This is a genomic window from Oceanimonas pelagia, from assembly GCF_030849025.1.
GTDB lineage: Bacteria > Pseudomonadota > Gammaproteobacteria > Enterobacterales > Aeromonadaceae > Oceanimonas > Oceanimonas pelagia.
Genome location: NZ_CP118224.1, coordinates 3370985 through 3388994, shown reverse-complemented (window position 1 = coordinate 3388994; position 18010 = coordinate 3370985). Strand labels below are relative to the sequence as shown.

Below are 18010 nucleotides of genomic sequence, written 5' to 3'. Positions count from 1 at the left end.
CGTAAGGCCAAATGGTCAACACCGCGCTCGCCGGCGCAAACCATTACCTTTCTCCTCACTCCTCACCGGCTACCGGAATATCCAGCCAGAAGCAGGCGCCCTCGCCTGTGCTTGATGCAAAGCCCACGGCGCCGTTCATGCGCTCCATCAGCTCCCGGGTGATGGCCAGCCCCAGTCCGGTGCCCCCCTTCTTGCGGGTATCCGAGCTGTCGGCCTGAGCAAACTTCTCGAAAATACGGCTCTGAAACGCCTCGGGCACCCCCTCGCCCTGATCCTGCACCCTGAGCCGCACCCGGCCGTTGCCGGCGCTTTCGGTACTGATGCGCACCTCGCCGCCGTCGGGAGAAAATTTGACCGCGTTGGAGAGCAAATTGGCCAGCGCCTGAAACAGCCGGTCCCGGTCTGCCAGTACCCGGGCGCCGTCCAGCTGTGCACCCAGCGTCAGCCTCACGTTCCTGCCCTCGCCCAGCGGGCGGTGACTTTCCACAGCGTCCTGCACCAGCTCATGCAACGCCAGGGACTGCACATCAAAATGCATCTTGCCCGCCACCAGTTTTTCCATGTCGAGCAGATCGTTAATCAGCAGGTTGAGCCGGCGGCTGTTGTTGTGGGCCACCTCCACCAGTTGCGCCACCGGTGGCGCCAGCTCGCCCATCGCGCCCTGCACCAGCAGACCCAGGGCACCGCTGATGGCGGTGAGCGGCGTGCGCAATTCGTGGCTGACGGTGGACACGAACTCCTTTTGCATGCGATCCACCTTTTTCAGCTCGCTGATGTCTTCCATCAGGGTCCACACCAGCCGCCGGCCGCCCGCATCCCGAATCAGCATGCCCTGCTGACGCACCGGAAAGCAGGAGCCGTCACGGCGCCGCAACTCCTTTTCAAAGGGCGGGTAACGGCCATGGCGCGCCAGCGCGTCCTGCGCATCGGCATCGGCCTGCCGGTATGGCACCGGGGTCAGGGCCGTCAGTGCCAGGCGCAACAGCCCGGCCTTGGGGTAGCCGGTGGCCTCCAGCAGGGCCCGGTTGGCATCGAGAATGCGCCCGCTGCCGGCATCGCTCAGCACAATGCCGATGGACGACAGCTCAAACAGGCCCCGCAACCGTTGCTCACTGGCGGCCAGCGCCAGCTCCGCCTGTTTCTCGTGCTCGATGTCGGTCAGGTAGCCATGCCAGATGGTGCTGCCGTCTTCCAGCCGCTCGGGCCGGGCCCGGCCCTCCACCCAGTGAGTACCGCCATCGGTCCGGCGCACCCGGTACTGGGCATGCCAGTCCGACAGCGCCCGCTCGGAATGGGCAATGCTGTCGGCCACCGCCTTGAGATCCGGCGGGTAAATGCGTTCAAATACCGCTTCCGCGCTTTCCCGCACCGCCCCGACCGACACCTGATACACCTGTTCGATGCCGGCGCTGCTGTAGGGAAAGGCGCTGCGACCGTCGGGCCAGCGCCGGTACTGGTAAAGCATGCCCGGCAGCTGGGTGGCCAGCTTGTCGAGCCGGGTCTGGTAGCGCTGGCGGCTGAGCATGTCGCCCAGCCAGCGGGCCATCAATGCCAGAAACATGCGATCGGTCACATCAAAGGAACGCTCGCGCACGCCGGCGGATGAAAAGTTGAGGGTACCAAACAGCTCGCCATCCACCACCAGCCGGGTGGCAATATAGGACTCCAGCCCCATGGTGCGATAACAGGGCGTGCCGGAAAATTCCGACCGGCCCATGTGATCGATGGCCAGTACCCCGTCCTGCTCCAGCATCAGCCGGCAGTAGGTCTGCTCCACTTCAAACTGCAGCCCGGGGGCAATGCCGGCCCCGTCGGGCGCCGACACCCAGCGCACCACGTACACATCGCCGATGATCTCGCTGGCAATGGCCACATCCAGCTGCAGGAATTCCCGTCCCAGCGCCAGCGCCTGAGTAATGCGCTCGTCAACCGACCCTTCCAGTTTGAACGCCATGCGGTTGAGTACGGCCAGCGCCCGGTTGCGCCGCTCCAGCTGGGCCAGCGCCTCCTGCTCGGCGCTGATGTCGATATGGGTGCCGTAAATGATGCCCGGCTTGCCGTCGGCACCGCAGTCGAGCAGCCGCCCGCGGCTGTGCACCCACACCCAGTGGCCATGCTTGTGACGCATTCTCACCCGGCATTCGTACACCGGGTCCAGGCCCTTGATGTGACGTTCCAGCATGGCCTCGGCCAGCGCCAGATCCTCCGGGTGCACCCGGCTTTTCCAGGTGTCGACGCTGGTTTCGCCCAGCTCCTCCAGCCGGCAGCCCAGCATTTCAGCCCAGCGATCGTTGAAGCGGCACAGGCCCGTCTGCATGTCGCACTGCCAGGTGCCGATATTGGCCCCCTCGATGATCAACTGAGCCCGGTATTCACTCTCGGCCAGACTTTTGCGCAATTCTTCCAGCCGCTGCCGGCTGAGCTGCTCTTCCACACAGTCGGCCAGGGTACGCAGCAGCTCGCCGTCCTGCTCGCCAAAGCGCCGCGGACGACTGTCGATCACGCACAGGGTACCGATGCGAAAGCCCTCCAGACTGTGCAGGGGGGCGCCGGCATAAAAACGGATGTGGGGTGCTTCGGTCACCAGCGGATTGTCGGCAAAGCGTTCGTCTTTCAGGGCGTCTTCCACCACAAAGGTACGGCTGTCGAGAATGGCGTGACCGCAAAAGGAGATGTCGCGCCCGGTTTCGCAGGCATTCAGACCCTGAGCCGACTTGAACCACTGGCGCTCGCTGTCCACCAGCGACACCAGGGCAATCTCCACGCCGAAACTTTGCCGGGCAATACGGGTCAGCCGGTCAAAACGGGCCTCGGGCGGGGTGTCGAGCAGGCCGGTGCGCCGCAGGGCCTGCAACCGCTGGGGCTCATCAAAGGGCAGTGCGGGGGTTTTCATGACAGGCTCCCTTCACGTAAATCCAGTTCGGTATCGGTACCGACCGGCAGTTCAACCCACAGGTGGGCGCCGCGCCGGTTGTAAAAACCGATACGCCCCCCCATCAGTTCCACCAGCTCCTTGCAGATGGCCAGCCCCAGTCCGGTGCCCTTGACCGCACGCATGGTGCCGTGCTCCGCCTGAGCGAAACGATCGAACAGCCGCTCGGCAAAGGCGGCGGGAATGCCGTCACCCTGATCGCTGACGGTAAAGCGCAGCCAGTCCGGCCCGGCCGGCTCCACCGACACCGTGACCCGGCCGCCGGCGGGAGAAAACTTGATGGCATTGCTGATCAGGTTGTCCAGCAACTGGCGTACCCGCAGCGGGTCCAGCAGCACCGGCAGCGCCCGCCCGCAGGCATTGTGCAGACTGACCTCGTGCTCCGCGGCCATGGGTCCGTTGCCACTGATGGCCTCGTCGATCAGCCGGTTCAGGCAGCAGGGCACCGGCGCCAGCTCGAGCTTGCCGGCACTGAGCTTGCTGAAATCCAGCAGATCGGTGATCAGGTGCTGCAGCCGCTCACCGTTGCGCAGGGCCAGCCGCACCAGCTCGCCGGTTTTCTCCGGCAGCGGCCCCGATACGCCCGAGTCGACCAGCCGCAGCGCACCGTTGATGGAGGTGAGCGGGGTACGCAGCTCGTGACTGACCACGGCCACAAAGTCGTCCTTTACCTGACTCAGGGCCCGCCGCTCGGCGGTGAGCCGGTTAAAGGCCCGGGCCAGCCGCACCAGCTCGGGTACGCCGGTTTCCGGCAGGGGTTGCTCATTGCCGACCCGGGACGCCATGGTGTGAATGCGCCGGGTCATGGCTTCCAGCGGGCGCATGGCGCTCCAGGCCATCCAGAAGGCGATCAGCGCCAGTCCTCCGCCAATCACCAGGCTGATGCCGGCAAAACGCATAAAAAAGGCCCGGGCCGGCGCCACCACCTGCTTGTGCGGCAAGGCCCGCACAAACAGCCAGCCCAGCTGCTGCAGATGGGTGGTGGCGTACACCCATTGTTTTTCGCCGCTCCGTTCCGTCACGCCCAGCCGTTCGCCGGCCAGAACGGCATCCACCAGGGGATCCACGCCCGGCGCCGGCAGCGGTTGCAGCTCGCTCGCCAGTTCCTGGCCGTTATACACATACACCAGGTTCTCGGTATCGAGGATCTTGAAGCTGACCCCTTCCCGGCGTGCCTCGCTCAGCCGCTGCTCGGGCAAAATGGAGGTGGTGGCCAGATTGAGTACGCCCCCCAGTATACCCAGCAGATCGCCGTCGTCCGACAAGATCGGACTCAGAAAGGAGATCAGCGGCGCCCCGGTGGTGCGGCCGATGATGGGATGGCTGATCACGGACGCATGGGTGCGCATCAGCGCCTGAAAGTGGCTGCGATCGGCATAGTTGGTGCCCAGCCGTCCCGGCACCAGGGTGGTTTCGGCAATGGCGGTGGCATTGGCGTCAAACACCATGACGCCGTCGGGAAACTGCCGCCGCAGGGCGGGATGGCGTTCCAGCCGGGCCAGCAGCTCGGCCACCGAATACAGGCTGGTGCCGTTCGAGAGCTGGGACGCCAGGCTTTCCAGGGTGTGCTGGCGCAGGGCCAGGGTCTGCTCCACCTGCTCGGCGGCGCGCACGGTTGCATTGTACTGGCGCTGGCTGTATAGCTGTTCAAAATCGTCCACCAGCGAATGATAGGCGGTGGCCAGCACGCCAAGCACGGTGAGCAGAGCCCCGGCCAGCATGATCAGTGCGATACGTCCCTTGAGCGATAATCCCATGCGGCCTCTTTTTTCAATTCCATGGCGGGCGTGACACAGAACCCAACAAACAGGTCCCGAACGAAACTTTATCAACATATACTGACCATGACCATGCAGAACCGGTTCGTATGAATTTCACTCAATGTCCTGGGAGCCGTTAATGTCCGATACCAAGCCGCTGGAACAACAGCTTGCCCTGCTGCGGGAGCGATTTACCGAGCGAACCCTGAGCCAGCTGAACGCGCTGCTGGAGCGGATCGATACCTGGCAGCCCCCCCGCTCTCCCCACCCCCTGGTGGACGCCCTGGGGCAGTTGCTACACCGGCTGGCAGGTTCGTCCGGCACCTTTGGCCTGAGCGAACTGGGCCGGCAGGCCGCCGCTCTGGAACAGACTCTCAAGGCTCGTCTGGCGGACGGCGAGCCGGACGAGGCCAAAGCCACTGCCCTGCTCGACCAGGCCCGGCATGATCTGACCACCCTGATGGGACTGTTGCAGCCGCCCCAGTCGGTGTCCATTCCTTCATCCCGGCCTTTGGCCGGGACCGGGGCCGGCAGCGAGTTGCTGGTGATCGGCCAGCAGCTTGGTGCTCTCGCCAGCGCCCTTCGCCATTATGGCTTTGAGCTGAACGAGGTCACCGACGCCGCCACCCTGCAACGCCCGGACTGGCACCCGCACCTGGTGGTGCTCACCGACGATGAACAGCTGCAGGCGGTCACCGACTGGAACCGGCAACAGGCCGCCCGGGCCGCTTGCCAGGCGCCGCCCGTGCTCTGTGCCGGGGCCGGCACCGATTTTGCCAGCCGTTACCAGCTGGCCGAACTGGGGGTGGATGGCCTGTTTACCTTGCCGGCGGACGTGCCCGAGCTGGTGGCGCGCATTGAACGGCTGCGCCAGGAGCGCCTGGAAACCGGCAGAGCCCGCGTGCTGCTGCTGGATGACGACGAGGAGCTGGCCGAGCGTTATCGCCTGGTGCTGACCGGCGCCGGCATGAAGGTGCGGGTGCTGAACCGCCCCGAGGCCCTGATGACGGTGCTGACCGAATTCCGGCCCGATATTTTGCTGATGGATATTCACATGCCACCCTGGTCGGGCACCACCCTGGCACGAATGGTTCGCTTTGAACCCCAGTGGCTGAGCCTGCCCATCGTTTACCTGTCGTCCGAACAGGACCGGGATCGCCAGCTCAGCGCCCTGGCCCAGGGCGCCGATGAATTCATCACCAAACCCATTTCCGACGAACGGCTGATCCGCACCGTGGGCATTCTCTGCCATCGCGCCCGTCAGCTGTCCCAGCTGCTGTCGAGCGATGGCCTCACCGGCCTGCTCAACCATCCCCATATCAAGCAGGCCCTGACCCACGAACACGCCCGGGTACGGCGCCATGGCCATGCCACCATGGTGGCCATGCTCGATCTGGATCACTTCAAGCAGGTCAACGACAACCACGGCCACACCACCGGCGACCTGGTGATCCGCACCCTCGCCCACCTGCTGAAGCGACGCCTGCGCAACACCGACAGCCTGGGCCGCTACGGCGGCGAGGAATTTGTGGCGGTGCTGCCCGGGTGCGAGCCCGGGCAGGCCCGCACCCTGTTTGAACAGCTGTGCCGGGACTTTGCCGCCCTCGACTTTCGCGGACCGCAGCAGGCGTTTCATGTCACCGTCAGCGTCGGGCTGGCCCGGCTCAACGACTTTACCAGCGCCGAACAGGGGCTGAACGCCGCCGATGAAGCCCTGTATGAGCAAAAACGACGCGGGCGAAACGGCGTAACCGACTATGCTGAACTGTGTCTGCCGGAATCAAATGAGTAGATATTGCGTGAACATACTGCTGCTTGAAGACGATGAACTGATCGCCGATCTGGTGGAAGCCGTGGTCACCGGCCTGGGCTCGGACATTCGCGTCACCCATGCCACCACCCTCACCGCCGCCCGCAATGCCTGGCAACGCCAGGGAGCCGATCTGGTGCTGTGCGACTGGAACCTGCCCGACGGCTCCGGGCTCGATCTGGTCAGACTGATCCGGCATCACGACAACAACACGCCGGTGATCATCATCAGCGCCAGCTCCGACCGGGAACACGTCAAGCTGGCCCTGCACCAGGGCATTACCGACTTTATCGCCAAGCCCTTTGATGTGGCCATGCTGCACCAGCGGCTGCAACCGGTGCTGGACACCCTACGCAAGCAACACCCGGCCAGCTCGTCCTCACTGCCGCCACCGGAGCAATGGCTGGAGCAGGCACTGGGAGACCGGCTGCAGCTGCCGGGCGAGCTCTCTGCCGACCAGGTACTGCCGCTGCTGGGCCAGAGCGAGGAGCTGACCGCGGCGGAGCTGGCCAGCCAGTGGAAAAACCAGACGGCCCTGACCGCCCGGTTGCTGCAGCTGGCCAACAACATATCCCTCAAGCGCAGCGGCCAGCCGGTCTCAAGACCGAGCGAGGCCATCGCCCTGCTCGGCATTCCCATGTCCCTCAGCTGCGCCATGGCCATGGCGCTGAACATTGCCGGCGGCCTGAATGCACCGGCCCTGCAGGCCCGCGCCAGAAACTACCAGGCCCACTCGGAGCAGGTGGCCGCCATCGCCCGGGCCATGGCCATCAGCCTGGAACTGGACGGCGCCAGCTGCCACGCCGCCGGCCTGCTCAGCCGCTGCGGCGAGCTGGCGGTGCTGCGCACCCTGCAGGCCTATATCGATCGGGGCGGCCGGCTCGACGAAGCCGGCCTCGACACCCTGCTGCGAGAGTGGGGGCCGCGCTACGGCAACCGCCTGAAGATTCAGTGGGGCCTGCCCATTCCGCTGCGGGAGCTGGCCGGTGCCGTGCACATGGCCCCCTCTCACGCCACCCGCAAGGCCCTGATGGTGATGCACCTGGCCGGCCTGCGGGTGGCCTCGCAACTGCACGGCCCCGAGGCCGAGCGTCTGCTGCGCCGTACCGGACTGGATCCGGACAAATGGCTGGATACGCCGGCCTGACTCATACCATTACACCAAGGACAGGACATGCAACCAAGCACCGAACCCAAACGCATACTTTACGTGGAAGACGACGAGGACATTCGCGAAATCGCCCGGCTGGCACTGGAGGTGGTGGGCGGTTTTGAAGTGATGCTGTGCGCCTCGGGCGAGCAGGCCCTGGCCGACGCCGCGGCCTTTGCGCCCGACATTATACTGCTGGACGTGATGATGCCGGGCATGGACGGCCCCTCCACCCTCAGCGCCCTGCGCCGGCTGCCGGCGGTGAGCGACACCCCGGTGGCCTTTATGACCGCCAAGATCCAGCCGCGGGAAATTGCCGCCTACAGGGAAATGGGCGCGGCGGACGTGATCGCCAAGCCCTTTGATCCCATGACCCTGCCGGAGCAGATCCGGACTATCTGGCAGAAAGCGATGGCATAAACCACAAACCGGAGCGCAGGCGGGCCGCCGCGCTCCATCTCAGTCATCCCGCTTGCGGGCGGAGCTGCCAAGCTGGTGGGTCTTGAGATCGTAGCGTTCCTTGATCACGTCCTTGACCGTGCCTTCCCACAGCTTGATGCCCACAAAATAGCCGGCCCGGGCCAGCACATGGGCCGCCACCGGCGCCGTCATGATCACGAACACCACCACCGCCAGCGCCCGTACCACCAGGCTGGCTTCGGGAAAGTACACCGCAAAGCCACAGGCCATCAGCCCGGCCCCCAGGGCCCCGGCCTTGCTGGTGGCATGCATGCGGGTCAGCAGATCCGGCATGCGAATGATGCCGATGCCGGCCAGCAGCATCAGAAAGGAGCCCAGCAGCAAAAACAGGCTGGTAATGATGTCAGTCATCATCGCGCTGTCCTCCCTGCTCCAGATAGCGGGCAAAGCCCACCGCCGCCATAAAGGAGGTGAGCGCCAGCACGATGACCACATCGATCAGCACCGGCGTGTCGTAGGCCACGCTGTACAGCAGAATAAAACCGATGGTCAGGGACGCGATCACTTCCAGCGCCACCACCCGGTCCGGCAGGGTAGGACCGATCAGCAGCCGTATGGTGGCCAGTACCAGACCCAGGCTCAGAAACACAAACGACAATGTCAGGGCAAGTTCAAACATGGGCTCATCCCAGCAAATCAATCACACGGGCCTCAAGGGCCTTGAATTCCGCCAGCTGACGGGACTCGTCTTCCAGATACATCAGGTGCACATACAGCACCCGGCGGTCGCTCGACACATCCAGGGTCAGCGAGCCGGGGGTGGCGGTGATCAGGTTGGCCAGTATGGTGATGCCCCCTTCATCCTTCAGATCCAGCGGAATGGCGATCACCCCGGGGCGCATCAGATGAGTGGGCGTAAGCACGTCGTAGGCCACCCGGGCGTTGGACTTGATCAAGTCCCAGATAAAGAACAGCACAAAGCTGACGATGCGCGGTGCCTTGCCGAAGTAGCGGGCAAAGGTGGGCTTGTCGCGGCCCACATAGGCCAGCACCAGATAACTGAGCAGCACCCCCACCACCAGATTGCTGATGCTGTAGGTGCCCGACAGCACCACCCAGGCCAGGGCCAGCAGCATGTTCCATCCAAAGGCTTTCATTGGCTTCCTCCCAGCACCGCTTCAATATAGCCCGCCGGCGACAGCAGCTGCTCCGCCGTGGCCATGGCCAGCTGCACAAACCACTCGGCGCCAAAGCCGATGGTCAGGGTGATCAGCGCCAGCCCGGCGATGGGCGCGTACAGCACATACAGGTGCGGGTCCCGTTCCCCCCGCAGGGACTTGGCGTCTTCGGGCAACCCTTTCCAGAACGCCTCGGCCCAGATCTTGACCATGGAATACAGGGTCAGCAGGCCCACGATCAGCGCCATGGCCACCATCAGCCAGTGGCCCTCGAGCACACCCGCCTTGATCACCGTGAACTTGGCAAAAAAGCCCGACAGCGGCGGCAGCCCGGCCAGCGACATGGCCGGGATCAGGAACAGGGCCGCCAGCCAGGGCGCCGAGCGATACAGCCCGCCCAGCTTCGCCAGATCATAGCTGCCGTGGTAGCGGTACATGACCCCGCTCACCAGAAACAGGTTGGTCTTCACGATAATGTGGTGAAAGATGTAGAACACCCCGCCGGCCACCGCCAGCGGCGTGAACAGCGCCAGCCCCACCAGCATGTAGCCGATCTGGCTGATGATGTGAAAGGACAGAATGCGCCGCACCTCGAACTGGGCCGCCGCCCCCAGCACCCCGGTGACCATGGTGAATATGCCCATGGCCATCAGCACGGTGCCGTGGGTAAAGCCGGTGTCCTGCACGAAGATCAGGCTGAACACGCGGAACAGGGCGTAGACCCCCACCTTGGTCAGCAGGCCGGCAAACACCGCCGAAATCGCCACCGGCGGGGTGTGGTAGGACGCCGGCAGCCAGAAGAACAGCGGAAACGCCGCCGCCTTGATGCCAAAGGCCACCAGAAACAGCATGGCGATCACCGTGACCAGCCCGCTCTGCTCGGCGCCATTCAGCTTCACCGCCAGATCCGCCATGTTGAGGGTGCCGGCGTAGCCGTACAACAGCCCCACGGCGGTCAGGAACATGGCCGAGGAGATCAGGTTGAGGGTCACGTACTTGATGGCCCCTTCCATCTGGGCCCGCTCGCCCCCCAGGATCATCAGGCCAAAGGAGGCGATCAGCAATATCTCGAACCACACATAGAGGTTGAAGATATCGCCGGTGAGAAAGGCCCCGGCCACCCCCGCCAGCATCAGGTGCAGCAACGGGTAATAACCAAAGGCCTCGTGGCTGCGGGACATGGTGGCCAGCGAGTACACCGCCACCGCCAGCCCGATGATGCCGGTCACCACCACCATGATGGCTCCGAGCAGGTCGGCCACCAGGGTAATGCCGTAAGGGGCAGGCCAGCTGCCCATGTGGGCCACCTGAATGCCCTCGGTCTGCACCCGGTGCAGCAGCACCAGCGAGGCCAGCAGCAGGCCCGCGCCCGAGACCACGGAAATCCAGCGCTGCACCAGCCGCCAGCGCCAGCAGATCAGGCACAGGGCCCCCGCCAGCATGGGAATAAGAATGGGTATAATGACTTCTGCTTTCACGAGTCCGTGCTCTTCATGTTGTTGACGTCGTCGGCGCCGATCACTTCATAGGCCCGGTGAATAAGCACCACCGCAAAGGCCAGCACCCCGAAACTGATCACGATGGCGGTGAGGATCAGCGCCTGGGGCAGCGGATCGGCAATGGTGCCCGCCGGCTGATACAGGCCTTCCGGGATCAGCGGCGGGGCCCCCCGCACCAGGCCGCCGCTGGTAAAGATCAGCAGGTTGGCGGCGTTCGACAGAATAATCAGCCCGATCACCAGTTTGACGATGCTGCGCCTGAGCATCATGAACAGGGCGGTGGCATAAAGGCCGCCCACCACAAAGGCAAACAGGTTTTCCATTTATTCCTCCACCTTGGCCAGAGACAGCATGATGGTGGTGACCACGCCGATCACCACCAGAAACACGCCGACATCGAAAAACAGCGGCGTGCTCAGCTTGAGCTCGCCGATGCCGGGCACATACAGACTCCACCACTGGCTGGACAGAAACGGCTGGCCGTTGAGCACCATGCCCACCACGCCGCTGGCCAGCGCCAGCAGCAGGCCGCAGCCCATCAGCAGCTGGCCGTCCACCCCCATCAGCCTGCGGGTACTGCTGGCATCAAAAGCAAACAGGTGCAGGGCAAAGGCTCCCGAGGCCACCAGCCCGGCGATGAAACCGCCGCCCGGTTCGTTGTGGCCACGCAGCAGCAGAAACACCGCAAACAGAAACAGCAGCGGCACCAGAAAGCGGGTGGCGGTCTGCAGGATCAGCGAAGAGCCGGATATCATCGGTAGTCCTCCCAGCGAAAGCGGATCATGGCGCTGACGCCAATGGCCGCCAGGGCCAGCACGAAAATCTCCCCCAGGGTATCCAGGGCACGGTAGTCCACCAGGATCACGTTGACGATGTTGCGGCCGTGAGCCACCTCGTAACTGTTGGCCACCAGGTAGTCGCTGATGCCCCCGCCCAGAGAAGACTGGTTCACGGTGAGCACCATCATGGTCACCAGCACACCGAACACGCCGGCCACGGCGGCATCGCGCCAGCGCACCCCCGGGCTCGACAAGTCCTGAAAGCCGGGCAGGCGGAACAGCACCAGCACCAGCAGGATCACCGTCAGGGTTTCCACCAGCACCTGGGTAATGGCCAGATCCGGCGCGCTGAAAAACACGTAGATCAGCGCCATGGCAAAGCCCAGCACGCCCACCGCCGCCACCGAGCCCAGCCGCAGGTGGGTGGCGCTGGCGTACACCACCGCCACCAGCATCAGCAAACAGATGATCACTTCGTAAAAACGTACGCCCTCAAACGACAGCGCATACACAAAGGCGTCGTGGGCCCAGAAGGCATACACCAGCAGACCGATGGCGGTGATCAGTATGGTCAGTATGTAGTTGGTCATATAGCCATTCTGCAGCACCCGGGTCTGCCAGCGGGCCAGCCGCACCAGACCGTCCATCATGTGCTCATAACCCCGCTCGGGACCATAAGCCAGGGGGTAAATGGCCTTGCCCAGAGGCTGATACAGCCGCTCCCAATGGCGGTAGAGCAGGCCACCGGCCACCAGGGCGGCGGCACTGAACAGCAGCGGCAGATTAAGACCGTGCCACAGCGCCAGATGCAGCTCTGCGGCGGGCGCACCCGCGATGGCGGACACCGCCGCCGCCAGCAGCGGCTCGGCCAGGCCAGGCACCAGCCCCAGCAGCAGGCTCAATACCGCCAGCAGGCTGAAGCCCAGGCGCATGGCCGCCGGTGCCTCATGGGGCGTTCTGGGGGTGGGTTTGAGGGGGCCAAAGAAGGGCCTGATGGCCACCAGGGCACTGGCGGCCACAATGCACACCGCAGTGATCAGGGCCAGCGCCACCAGCAGGGTGGGCAGCGCCGGGGCCCCCAGGGCCGCCTCGAACATCAGCTCCTTGGCGATAAAGCCGAACAGCGGCGGAATGCCCGCCAGCGACAGCGCCGCCAGCCACAGGAACAGGGCCGTGTGCGGCATGTGCGCGCGCAGACCGCCCAGCTCGCGCACATCCTTGCTGCCGGTGGCGTGATCCAGGGTGCCGGCGGCCATAAACAGCGCCCCCTTGTACAGGGCATGGGCCAGCAGGAACACCATGGCCGCCTTCAGTGCCACCGGGGTGCCAATGCCGATCAGCATGGTCAGGGTGCCCAGCGCCATCACGGTGGAAAAGGCCAGAATGCGCTTGAGATCGGTGCTGCACACCGACATCACCGCGCCCACCGTCATGGTCACCGCGCCCACCGCCGACAGCGTCAGCAGCCAGGCCTCGCTGCCGGCCATCACCGGCTGCAGCCGGGCCATCAGAAACACCCCGGCCTTGACCATGGTGGCCGAGTGCAGGTAGGCGCTCACCGGGGTGGGCGCAGCCATGGCGTTGGGCAGCCAGAAATGGAACGGGAACTGGGCCGACTTGGTAAAGGTACCCAACAAAATAAGACCCATCATCGGCAGGAACAGCGGGTGCTGCTGCAACGCAGTCCCTTGCGCCAGCACCTCGGTGAGCTCAAAGCTGCCGGCCATCCAGCCCAGCATGATAAGCCCGGTCATCAGCGCCAGGCCGCCGCCCATGGTGACAAACAGCCCCTGCAGGGCCGCCTTGCGGGCCTTTTCCTGCTCATGGTTAAAGCCGATCAGCAGGTAGGAGGTAATGCTGGTGAGCTCCCAGAACACAAACAGGCCAATCAGGTTGCTGCACAGCACCACCCCCAGCATGGCGCTCATAAAGGCCAGCAGGTACATCAGCAGCTTGTGCCTGTCCTTGTTGCCCTCCAGGTAACGGCCGCCGTAAACGAGGATAAAGGTACCGATGCCGGTGATCAGCAGGGCAAACATCAGGCCGAGTCCGTCCAGCATAAAACTCAGGCTGACATTAAGGCTGGGAATCCAGTCGTAATGAAACTGCACCGTTTCGCCGCCGGTCACCCGGGGCCAGAAACTGGCGAAATAACCGAACAGGGTGGCCGGCAACAGCGCCAGCCCGCCGCCGATATGCCGGCCCAGCCGGGGGCTCAGCAGCGGCACCAGGGCGGCCAGAACAAAACCTGCCAGAACGGCAACAAGCATACGCAAGGCTCCTTTTCATGCCCGTGCAAGGCGTCAGGATCGGCGAAGATAAAAGGAGAGACTCTGAATGCAGACTATAGCAGTGAACATAATTGGATTAACTATCAGTGAGTTAATCCGTTTTTTATTGGTTATTGGCGCTGAAATACTACAAGCCGCCCCGGCCGGACGCAAGCGGGCCGGGGCAATAACGCCCGGCTCAGCGGGCGAAGAAGTGCTCCACCGGCCCCCGGCCCTGGCCGATTTTGAGGCGGGCGCCGGCCTCGATGGCCCGTTCGATGTAGTGCTTGGCCGAGGCCACCGCCAGCTCCAGTGTCAGCCCCTGGGCCAGGTAGGAGGCCAGGGCGCCGGACAGGGTGCAGCCGGTGCCGTGGGTGTTGGCGGTGATCACCCGGGGGGTGTCGAAACAGCGCACGTCCCCCTGATGCAGCAGCCAGTCAGGGCTGCGCGGCTCCTGTTGCAGAAATCCGCCCTTGAGCAGCACCGCCCGGCACTCCAGCTCACCGAGAGCCCCGAGCAGGGGCTCGATCTCACGCAGCGAGGCCGGCACCGGCCGGTCCGTCAGGCAGGCGGCTTCCGGCAGGTTGGGAGTGATCACGTCCGCCAGCGGCAGCAGCCGCCGCTTGAGGCAGTCTACCGCCTCGGGGGCCAGCAGCATGTCGCCGTTGGCGCTGACCATCACCGGATCCACCACCAGGTGCCGTGGCCGGTACTGCTCCAGCGCATCGGCCACGGTATTGATGGTGCCGGCGTCTCCCAACATGCCCACCTTGACCGCCGCCACCGGCAGATCGCCGAACACGGCGTCGAGCTGGGCACGAATAATATCCTGCGGTACCGGGTGCACGGCGGTCACGCCACGGGTGTTCTGGGCGGTAATGGCGGTGATCACCGAGCAGGCATAGCCGCCGGTGGCGGAAATGGCCTTGATGTCGGCCTGAATACCGGCGCCGCCACCGCTGTCGGAGCCGGCAATGGAGAGAATAATGGCTTTGCTGCTGTGCATGTCCTTATGGTCCTTGTGGGACGCAGAGCCCCAAGGCCATCGGCCACTGGTTCCCTACGCCAGAGTTACCTGGATCAGGTTCAACGGGTTCGGCATGGCTGCCGTCTCGGCCTTGCGGGCTCCCCGACCAATGGCCCGATAATACCCAGCCCACCGGTCAATTGCCAGCCGCTGTGCACACTCACAAAAATGTAACTAAGCAACAAAAAACATTCGATTGTATACAAAGCAAGATACTGTTCGCGAACAGCGCCCATAAAAAAACGCCTTCAGCGGAGGGGGCTGAAGGCGGCCTGAGCAGCATATGAAGTAAATGCAAAAAGCGGAACAGGGTAATTTACCCTGTCTCTGTACCTGGCCACACTCTACCCCCACGGCAGGGCAGAGAAAAGCCACAAAACGTAATATTATTTCAATATCGTTGTTTATTTGTCAGATTAGTGAGCCTGATCCCAGTTGTCGCCCACCCCGGCCTCCACCAGCAGGGGTACATCCAGGCTGGCGGCCTGCTGCATCAGCGCACAGATTTGCTCCCGGTACTCCTCCACCCTGTCTTCGCGAATCTCGAACACCAGTTCATCGTGCACCTGCATCAGCATGCGCACCTCGCCTTCGGGCAGCCCGGTGAGCCAGTCGTTCACCCGAATCATGGCCTTCTTGATGATGTCGGCGGCGGTGCCCTGCATGGGCGCATTGATGGCGGCCCGCTCGGCCCCCTTGCGCCGGGCACCGTTTTTCGACCTGATCTCCGGCAGGTAGAGCCGGCGACCGAACAGGGTGGAGACATAGCCCTGCTCGCTGGCCTGGGCCCGGGTGTCTTCCATGTAGCGCAGCACGCCCGGATAGCGCTCGAAGTAGATATCCATGTACTGCTGCGCCTCGTTGCGGCCAATGCCCAGCTGGCGCGCCAGGCCAAAGGCGCTCATGCCGTAGATAAGCCCGAAGTTGATGGCCTTGGCCCGGCGGCGCTGCTCGGAGGTCACCTCGTCCACGGCCACACCGAATACCTCGGCAGCGGTGGCGCGGTGAATGTCCTGACCGTGGGCAAAGGCGTCGAGCAGGCCCTTGTCCTGGGACAGATGGGCCATGATGCGCAGCTCAATCTGGGAGTAGTCCGCCGCCACCAGCCTGTAGCCGGGCTCGGCCACAAAGGCCTGACGAATGCGCCGCCCTTCATGTGTGCGAATGGGAATGTTCTGCAGGTTGGGATCCGACGACGACAACCGGCCGGTGGCGGTGTTGGCCTGATGATAGGAGGTATGAATGCGACCGCTGTGCTCGTTGACCATTTGCGGCAGCTTGTCGGTATAGGTGGACTTGAGCTTGCTCAGGGCCCGGTATTCCATCAGCAGTTTGGGCAGGGGGTAGTCCAGCGCCAGCTCCTGCAGCACTTCCTCGGCGGTGGACGGCGCGCCCTTGGGGGTTTTCTTGATCACCGGCAGCTCAAGTTTGGTAAACAGGATCTCGCCCAGCTGTTTGGTGGAGCTGAGGTTAAAGGGCTCGCCGGCAAGCGTGTGGGCCTCCCGCTCCAGCTCCTTGAGCCGTTTGGCAATTTCGTCGCTCTGCGCCGCCAGCAACTGGCTGTCGATGCGCACGCCGGTGTATTCCATGTTCGCCAGAATGGGCACCAGTGGCAGTTCTATGTCGGTGAACACGCTTTGCAGGGCCGGCTCGGCGGCCAGCCTTTCGCTCAGGTGATGATGCAGCCGCAGGGTAATGTCGGCGTCTTCCGCCGCATAGGGGCCGGCCTGCTCCAGGGGGATCTGGTTAAAGGTCAGCTGTTTGGCGCCCTTGCCGGCAATGGACTCAAAGGACATGGTGCTGTGCTTGAGAAAAAAGGCCGCCATGCTGTCCATGTCATGCCTGGTCTGCACCGAGTTCAGGACATAGGACTCCAGCATGGTATCGAGCAGCGCCCCCTTCATGTGAATGCCGTGATTCCTCAGCACATTGATATCGTACTTGAGGTTCTGGCCCAGCTTGATGCGGGTTTCGTCTTCCAGCAGCGGCTTGAGTGCGCCCAGCACGGCGTCTTCGCTCAGCTGCTCGGGCGCATCCAGGTAATCGTGGCCAAAGGGCACATAGGCGGCCTGCCCCGCCTCCACCGCAAACGATACCCCCACCACCCGGGCGTCCCGGTAACTGAGGCTGGTGGTTTCGGTATCAAAGGCAAACAGCGGTGCCGCCTTCAGTTTTTCGATCCAGGCGTCCAGCTCGGCCTGTTCGGTGATGATCTGGTAGTCGGTGGCCGGTGCTTCCGGCTGCGCTTCCTCGATCTCGCCCGAGTCCAGTTCGGCCAGCAGATTGCGGAACTCATATTCCTGATACAGGGCGCGCAGGGCTTCAACGTCCGGCTCGCTCTGTTGCAGATCGGCGGGGCCCACATGCAGTTTTACATCGGTCTTGATGGTGGCCAGGGTGTAGGACAGCCGCACCTGCTCCTCGTGCTCGGCAAACTTGGCGGCAAAGGACCTGGATCCGCGAAAACCCAGTTCGGCAATCCTGTCGGAATTGGCGGCAATGTCGTCGATGGATCCCAGCCCCTGCAACAGCGCCAGGGCGGTTTTCTCGCCCACCCCGGGCATGCCGGGAATGTTGTCGACTTTGTCACCCACCAGCGCCAGCAGATCGATGATCAGCTCCGGCGGCACGCCGAATTTTTCCACTACGCCGTCCCGGTCGAGAAAGCTGTTTTTCATGGTGTCCATCAGCAACACATGATCCGACACCAGCTGGGCCATATCCTTGTCGCCGGTACTGATCACCACATCCAGCTGCTGCTCGGTGGCCTGCCGGGCCAGAGTGCCGATCACGTCGTCTGCCTCCACCCCTTCCTCGATCAGCAGCGGCAGCCCCATGGCACGAATAATGTCGTGAATGGGCTTGATCTGCTCCCGCAGATCGTCCGGCATCGAGGGCCGGTGCGCCTTGTATTGCGGGTAGATGTCATCGCGGAAGGTCTTGCCCTTGGCGTCGAACACCACCGCCACCCGGGACTCGGGAAACTGCTTGTGCAGGCTGCGCAGCATGTTGGTGACCACGCGAATGGCGCCGGTGGGGCGGCCATCGCTGGTGCGCAGATCCGCCTGCTGGGACGCAAAATAGGCACGGTAAAGGTAGGAGGATCCATCGACCAGGATCAGAGGTTTGGCAGGAATGGCAACCATGACGTTATTCTCGTTAATGCGGTGGCCGCTAGCATGCCA

The 18010-nt window shown here is 63.8% G+C and carries 14 protein-coding genes and 1 riboswitch; of the genes, 3 read left to right on the top strand and 11 right to left on the bottom strand.

Features of this window, described 5'->3' with window-relative positions; genetic code table 11:
* Window positions 1-55 precede the first annotated feature (55 nt).
* Both PU634_RS16200 and PU634_RS16195 read right to left on the bottom strand, forming a co-directional pair.
* Window positions 56-2893, bottom strand: a complete 2838-nt coding sequence (locus PU634_RS16200) for a PAS domain-containing protein (RefSeq protein ID WP_306761873.1) — start codon at window positions 2891-2893, stop codon at window positions 56-58.
* Window positions 2890-4689 carry a sensor histidine kinase gene (locus PU634_RS16195; protein WP_306761872.1) on the bottom strand — a complete coding sequence of 600 codons (1800 nt, stop codon included), beginning with the start codon at window positions 4687-4689 and terminating at the stop codon, window positions 2890-2892. Before PU634_RS16195 ends, PU634_RS16200 begins: the two co-directional genes overlap by 4 nt.
* Window positions 4690-4831: 142 nt before the next feature.
* Here PU634_RS16195 and PU634_RS16190 point away from each other — a divergent pair, with 142 nt between their 5' ends.
* From PU634_RS16190 to PU634_RS16180, 3 genes are read left to right on the top strand one after another with little or no spacing between them, the layout of a single operon-like run.
* Window positions 4832-6484 carry a diguanylate cyclase gene (locus PU634_RS16190; RefSeq protein WP_306761871.1) on the top strand — a complete coding sequence of 551 codons (1653 nt, stop codon included), beginning with the start codon at window positions 4832-4834 and terminating at the stop codon, window positions 6482-6484.
* On the top strand, window positions 6477-7649 hold the full coding sequence (locus tag PU634_RS16185; RefSeq protein WP_306761870.1) for a response regulator: 1173 nt from the start codon (window positions 6477-6479) through the stop codon (window positions 7647-7649). The genes PU634_RS16190 and PU634_RS16185 overlap by 8 nt, the downstream gene beginning before the upstream one ends.
* Window positions 7650-7676: 27 nt before the next feature.
* On the top strand, window positions 7677-8072 hold the full coding sequence (locus PU634_RS16180; RefSeq protein WP_306761869.1) for a response regulator: 396 nt from the start codon (window positions 7677-7679) through the stop codon (window positions 8070-8072).
* Between the two features lie 39 nt (window positions 8073-8111).
* On the opposite strand, the gene mnhG is transcribed toward PU634_RS16180, so the two are convergent.
* The 9 genes from mnhG to polA all read right to left on the bottom strand — a co-directional run bounded on the left by mnhG (window position 8112) and on the right by polA (window position 17971).
* Window positions 8112-8486: a monovalent cation/H(+) antiporter subunit G gene (mnhG, locus tag PU634_RS16175; RefSeq protein ID WP_306761868.1), complete on the bottom strand. Its 375-nt coding sequence runs from the start codon at window positions 8484-8486 to the stop codon at window positions 8112-8114.
* A complete protein-coding gene (locus PU634_RS16170; protein ID WP_306761867.1) occupies window positions 8476-8751 on the bottom strand; it encodes an MrpF/PhaF family protein in 276 nt (91 codons plus the stop codon). Before PU634_RS16170 ends, mnhG begins: the two co-directional genes overlap by 11 nt.
* A gap of 4 nt (window positions 8752-8755) precedes the next feature.
* Window positions 8756-9229, bottom strand: coding sequence for a Na+/H+ antiporter subunit E (locus PU634_RS16165; RefSeq protein WP_306761866.1), 474 nt, complete (start codon window positions 9227-9229; stop codon window positions 8756-8758).
* Entirely contained in the window at window positions 9226-10728 is a 1503-nt protein-coding gene (locus PU634_RS16160) for a Na+/H+ antiporter subunit D (RefSeq protein WP_306761865.1), read from the bottom strand. Before PU634_RS16160 ends, PU634_RS16165 begins: the two co-directional genes overlap by 4 nt.
* Window positions 10725-11072, bottom strand: coding sequence for a Na+/H+ antiporter subunit C (locus tag PU634_RS16155; RefSeq protein ID WP_306761864.1), 348 nt, complete (start codon window positions 11070-11072; stop codon window positions 10725-10727). The genes PU634_RS16160 and PU634_RS16155 overlap by 4 nt, the downstream gene beginning before the upstream one ends.
* Window positions 11073-11504 carry a Na+/H+ antiporter subunit B gene (locus tag PU634_RS16150; protein WP_306761863.1) on the bottom strand — a complete coding sequence of 144 codons (432 nt, stop codon included), beginning with the start codon at window positions 11502-11504 and terminating at the stop codon, window positions 11073-11075.
* Window positions 11501-13798, bottom strand: coding sequence for a putative monovalent cation/H+ antiporter subunit A (locus PU634_RS16145; protein WP_306761862.1), 2298 nt, complete (start codon window positions 13796-13798; stop codon window positions 11501-11503). Before PU634_RS16145 ends, PU634_RS16150 begins: the two co-directional genes overlap by 4 nt.
* Window positions 13799-13997: 199 nt before the next feature.
* Window positions 13998-14804: a bifunctional hydroxymethylpyrimidine kinase/phosphomethylpyrimidine kinase gene (gene thiD, locus PU634_RS16140; protein WP_306761861.1), complete on the bottom strand. Its 807-nt coding sequence runs from the start codon at window positions 14802-14804 to the stop codon at window positions 13998-14000.
* 34 nt (window positions 14805-14838) lie between these two features.
* Window positions 14839-14940: riboswitch (TPP riboswitch) on the bottom strand.
* 301 nt (window positions 14941-15241) lie between these two features.
* Window positions 15242-17971 carry a DNA polymerase I gene (gene polA / locus PU634_RS16135; RefSeq protein WP_306761860.1) on the bottom strand — a complete coding sequence of 910 codons (2730 nt, stop codon included), beginning with the start codon at window positions 17969-17971 and terminating at the stop codon, window positions 15242-15244.
* Between the last annotated feature and the right edge of the window lie 39 nt (window positions 17972-18010).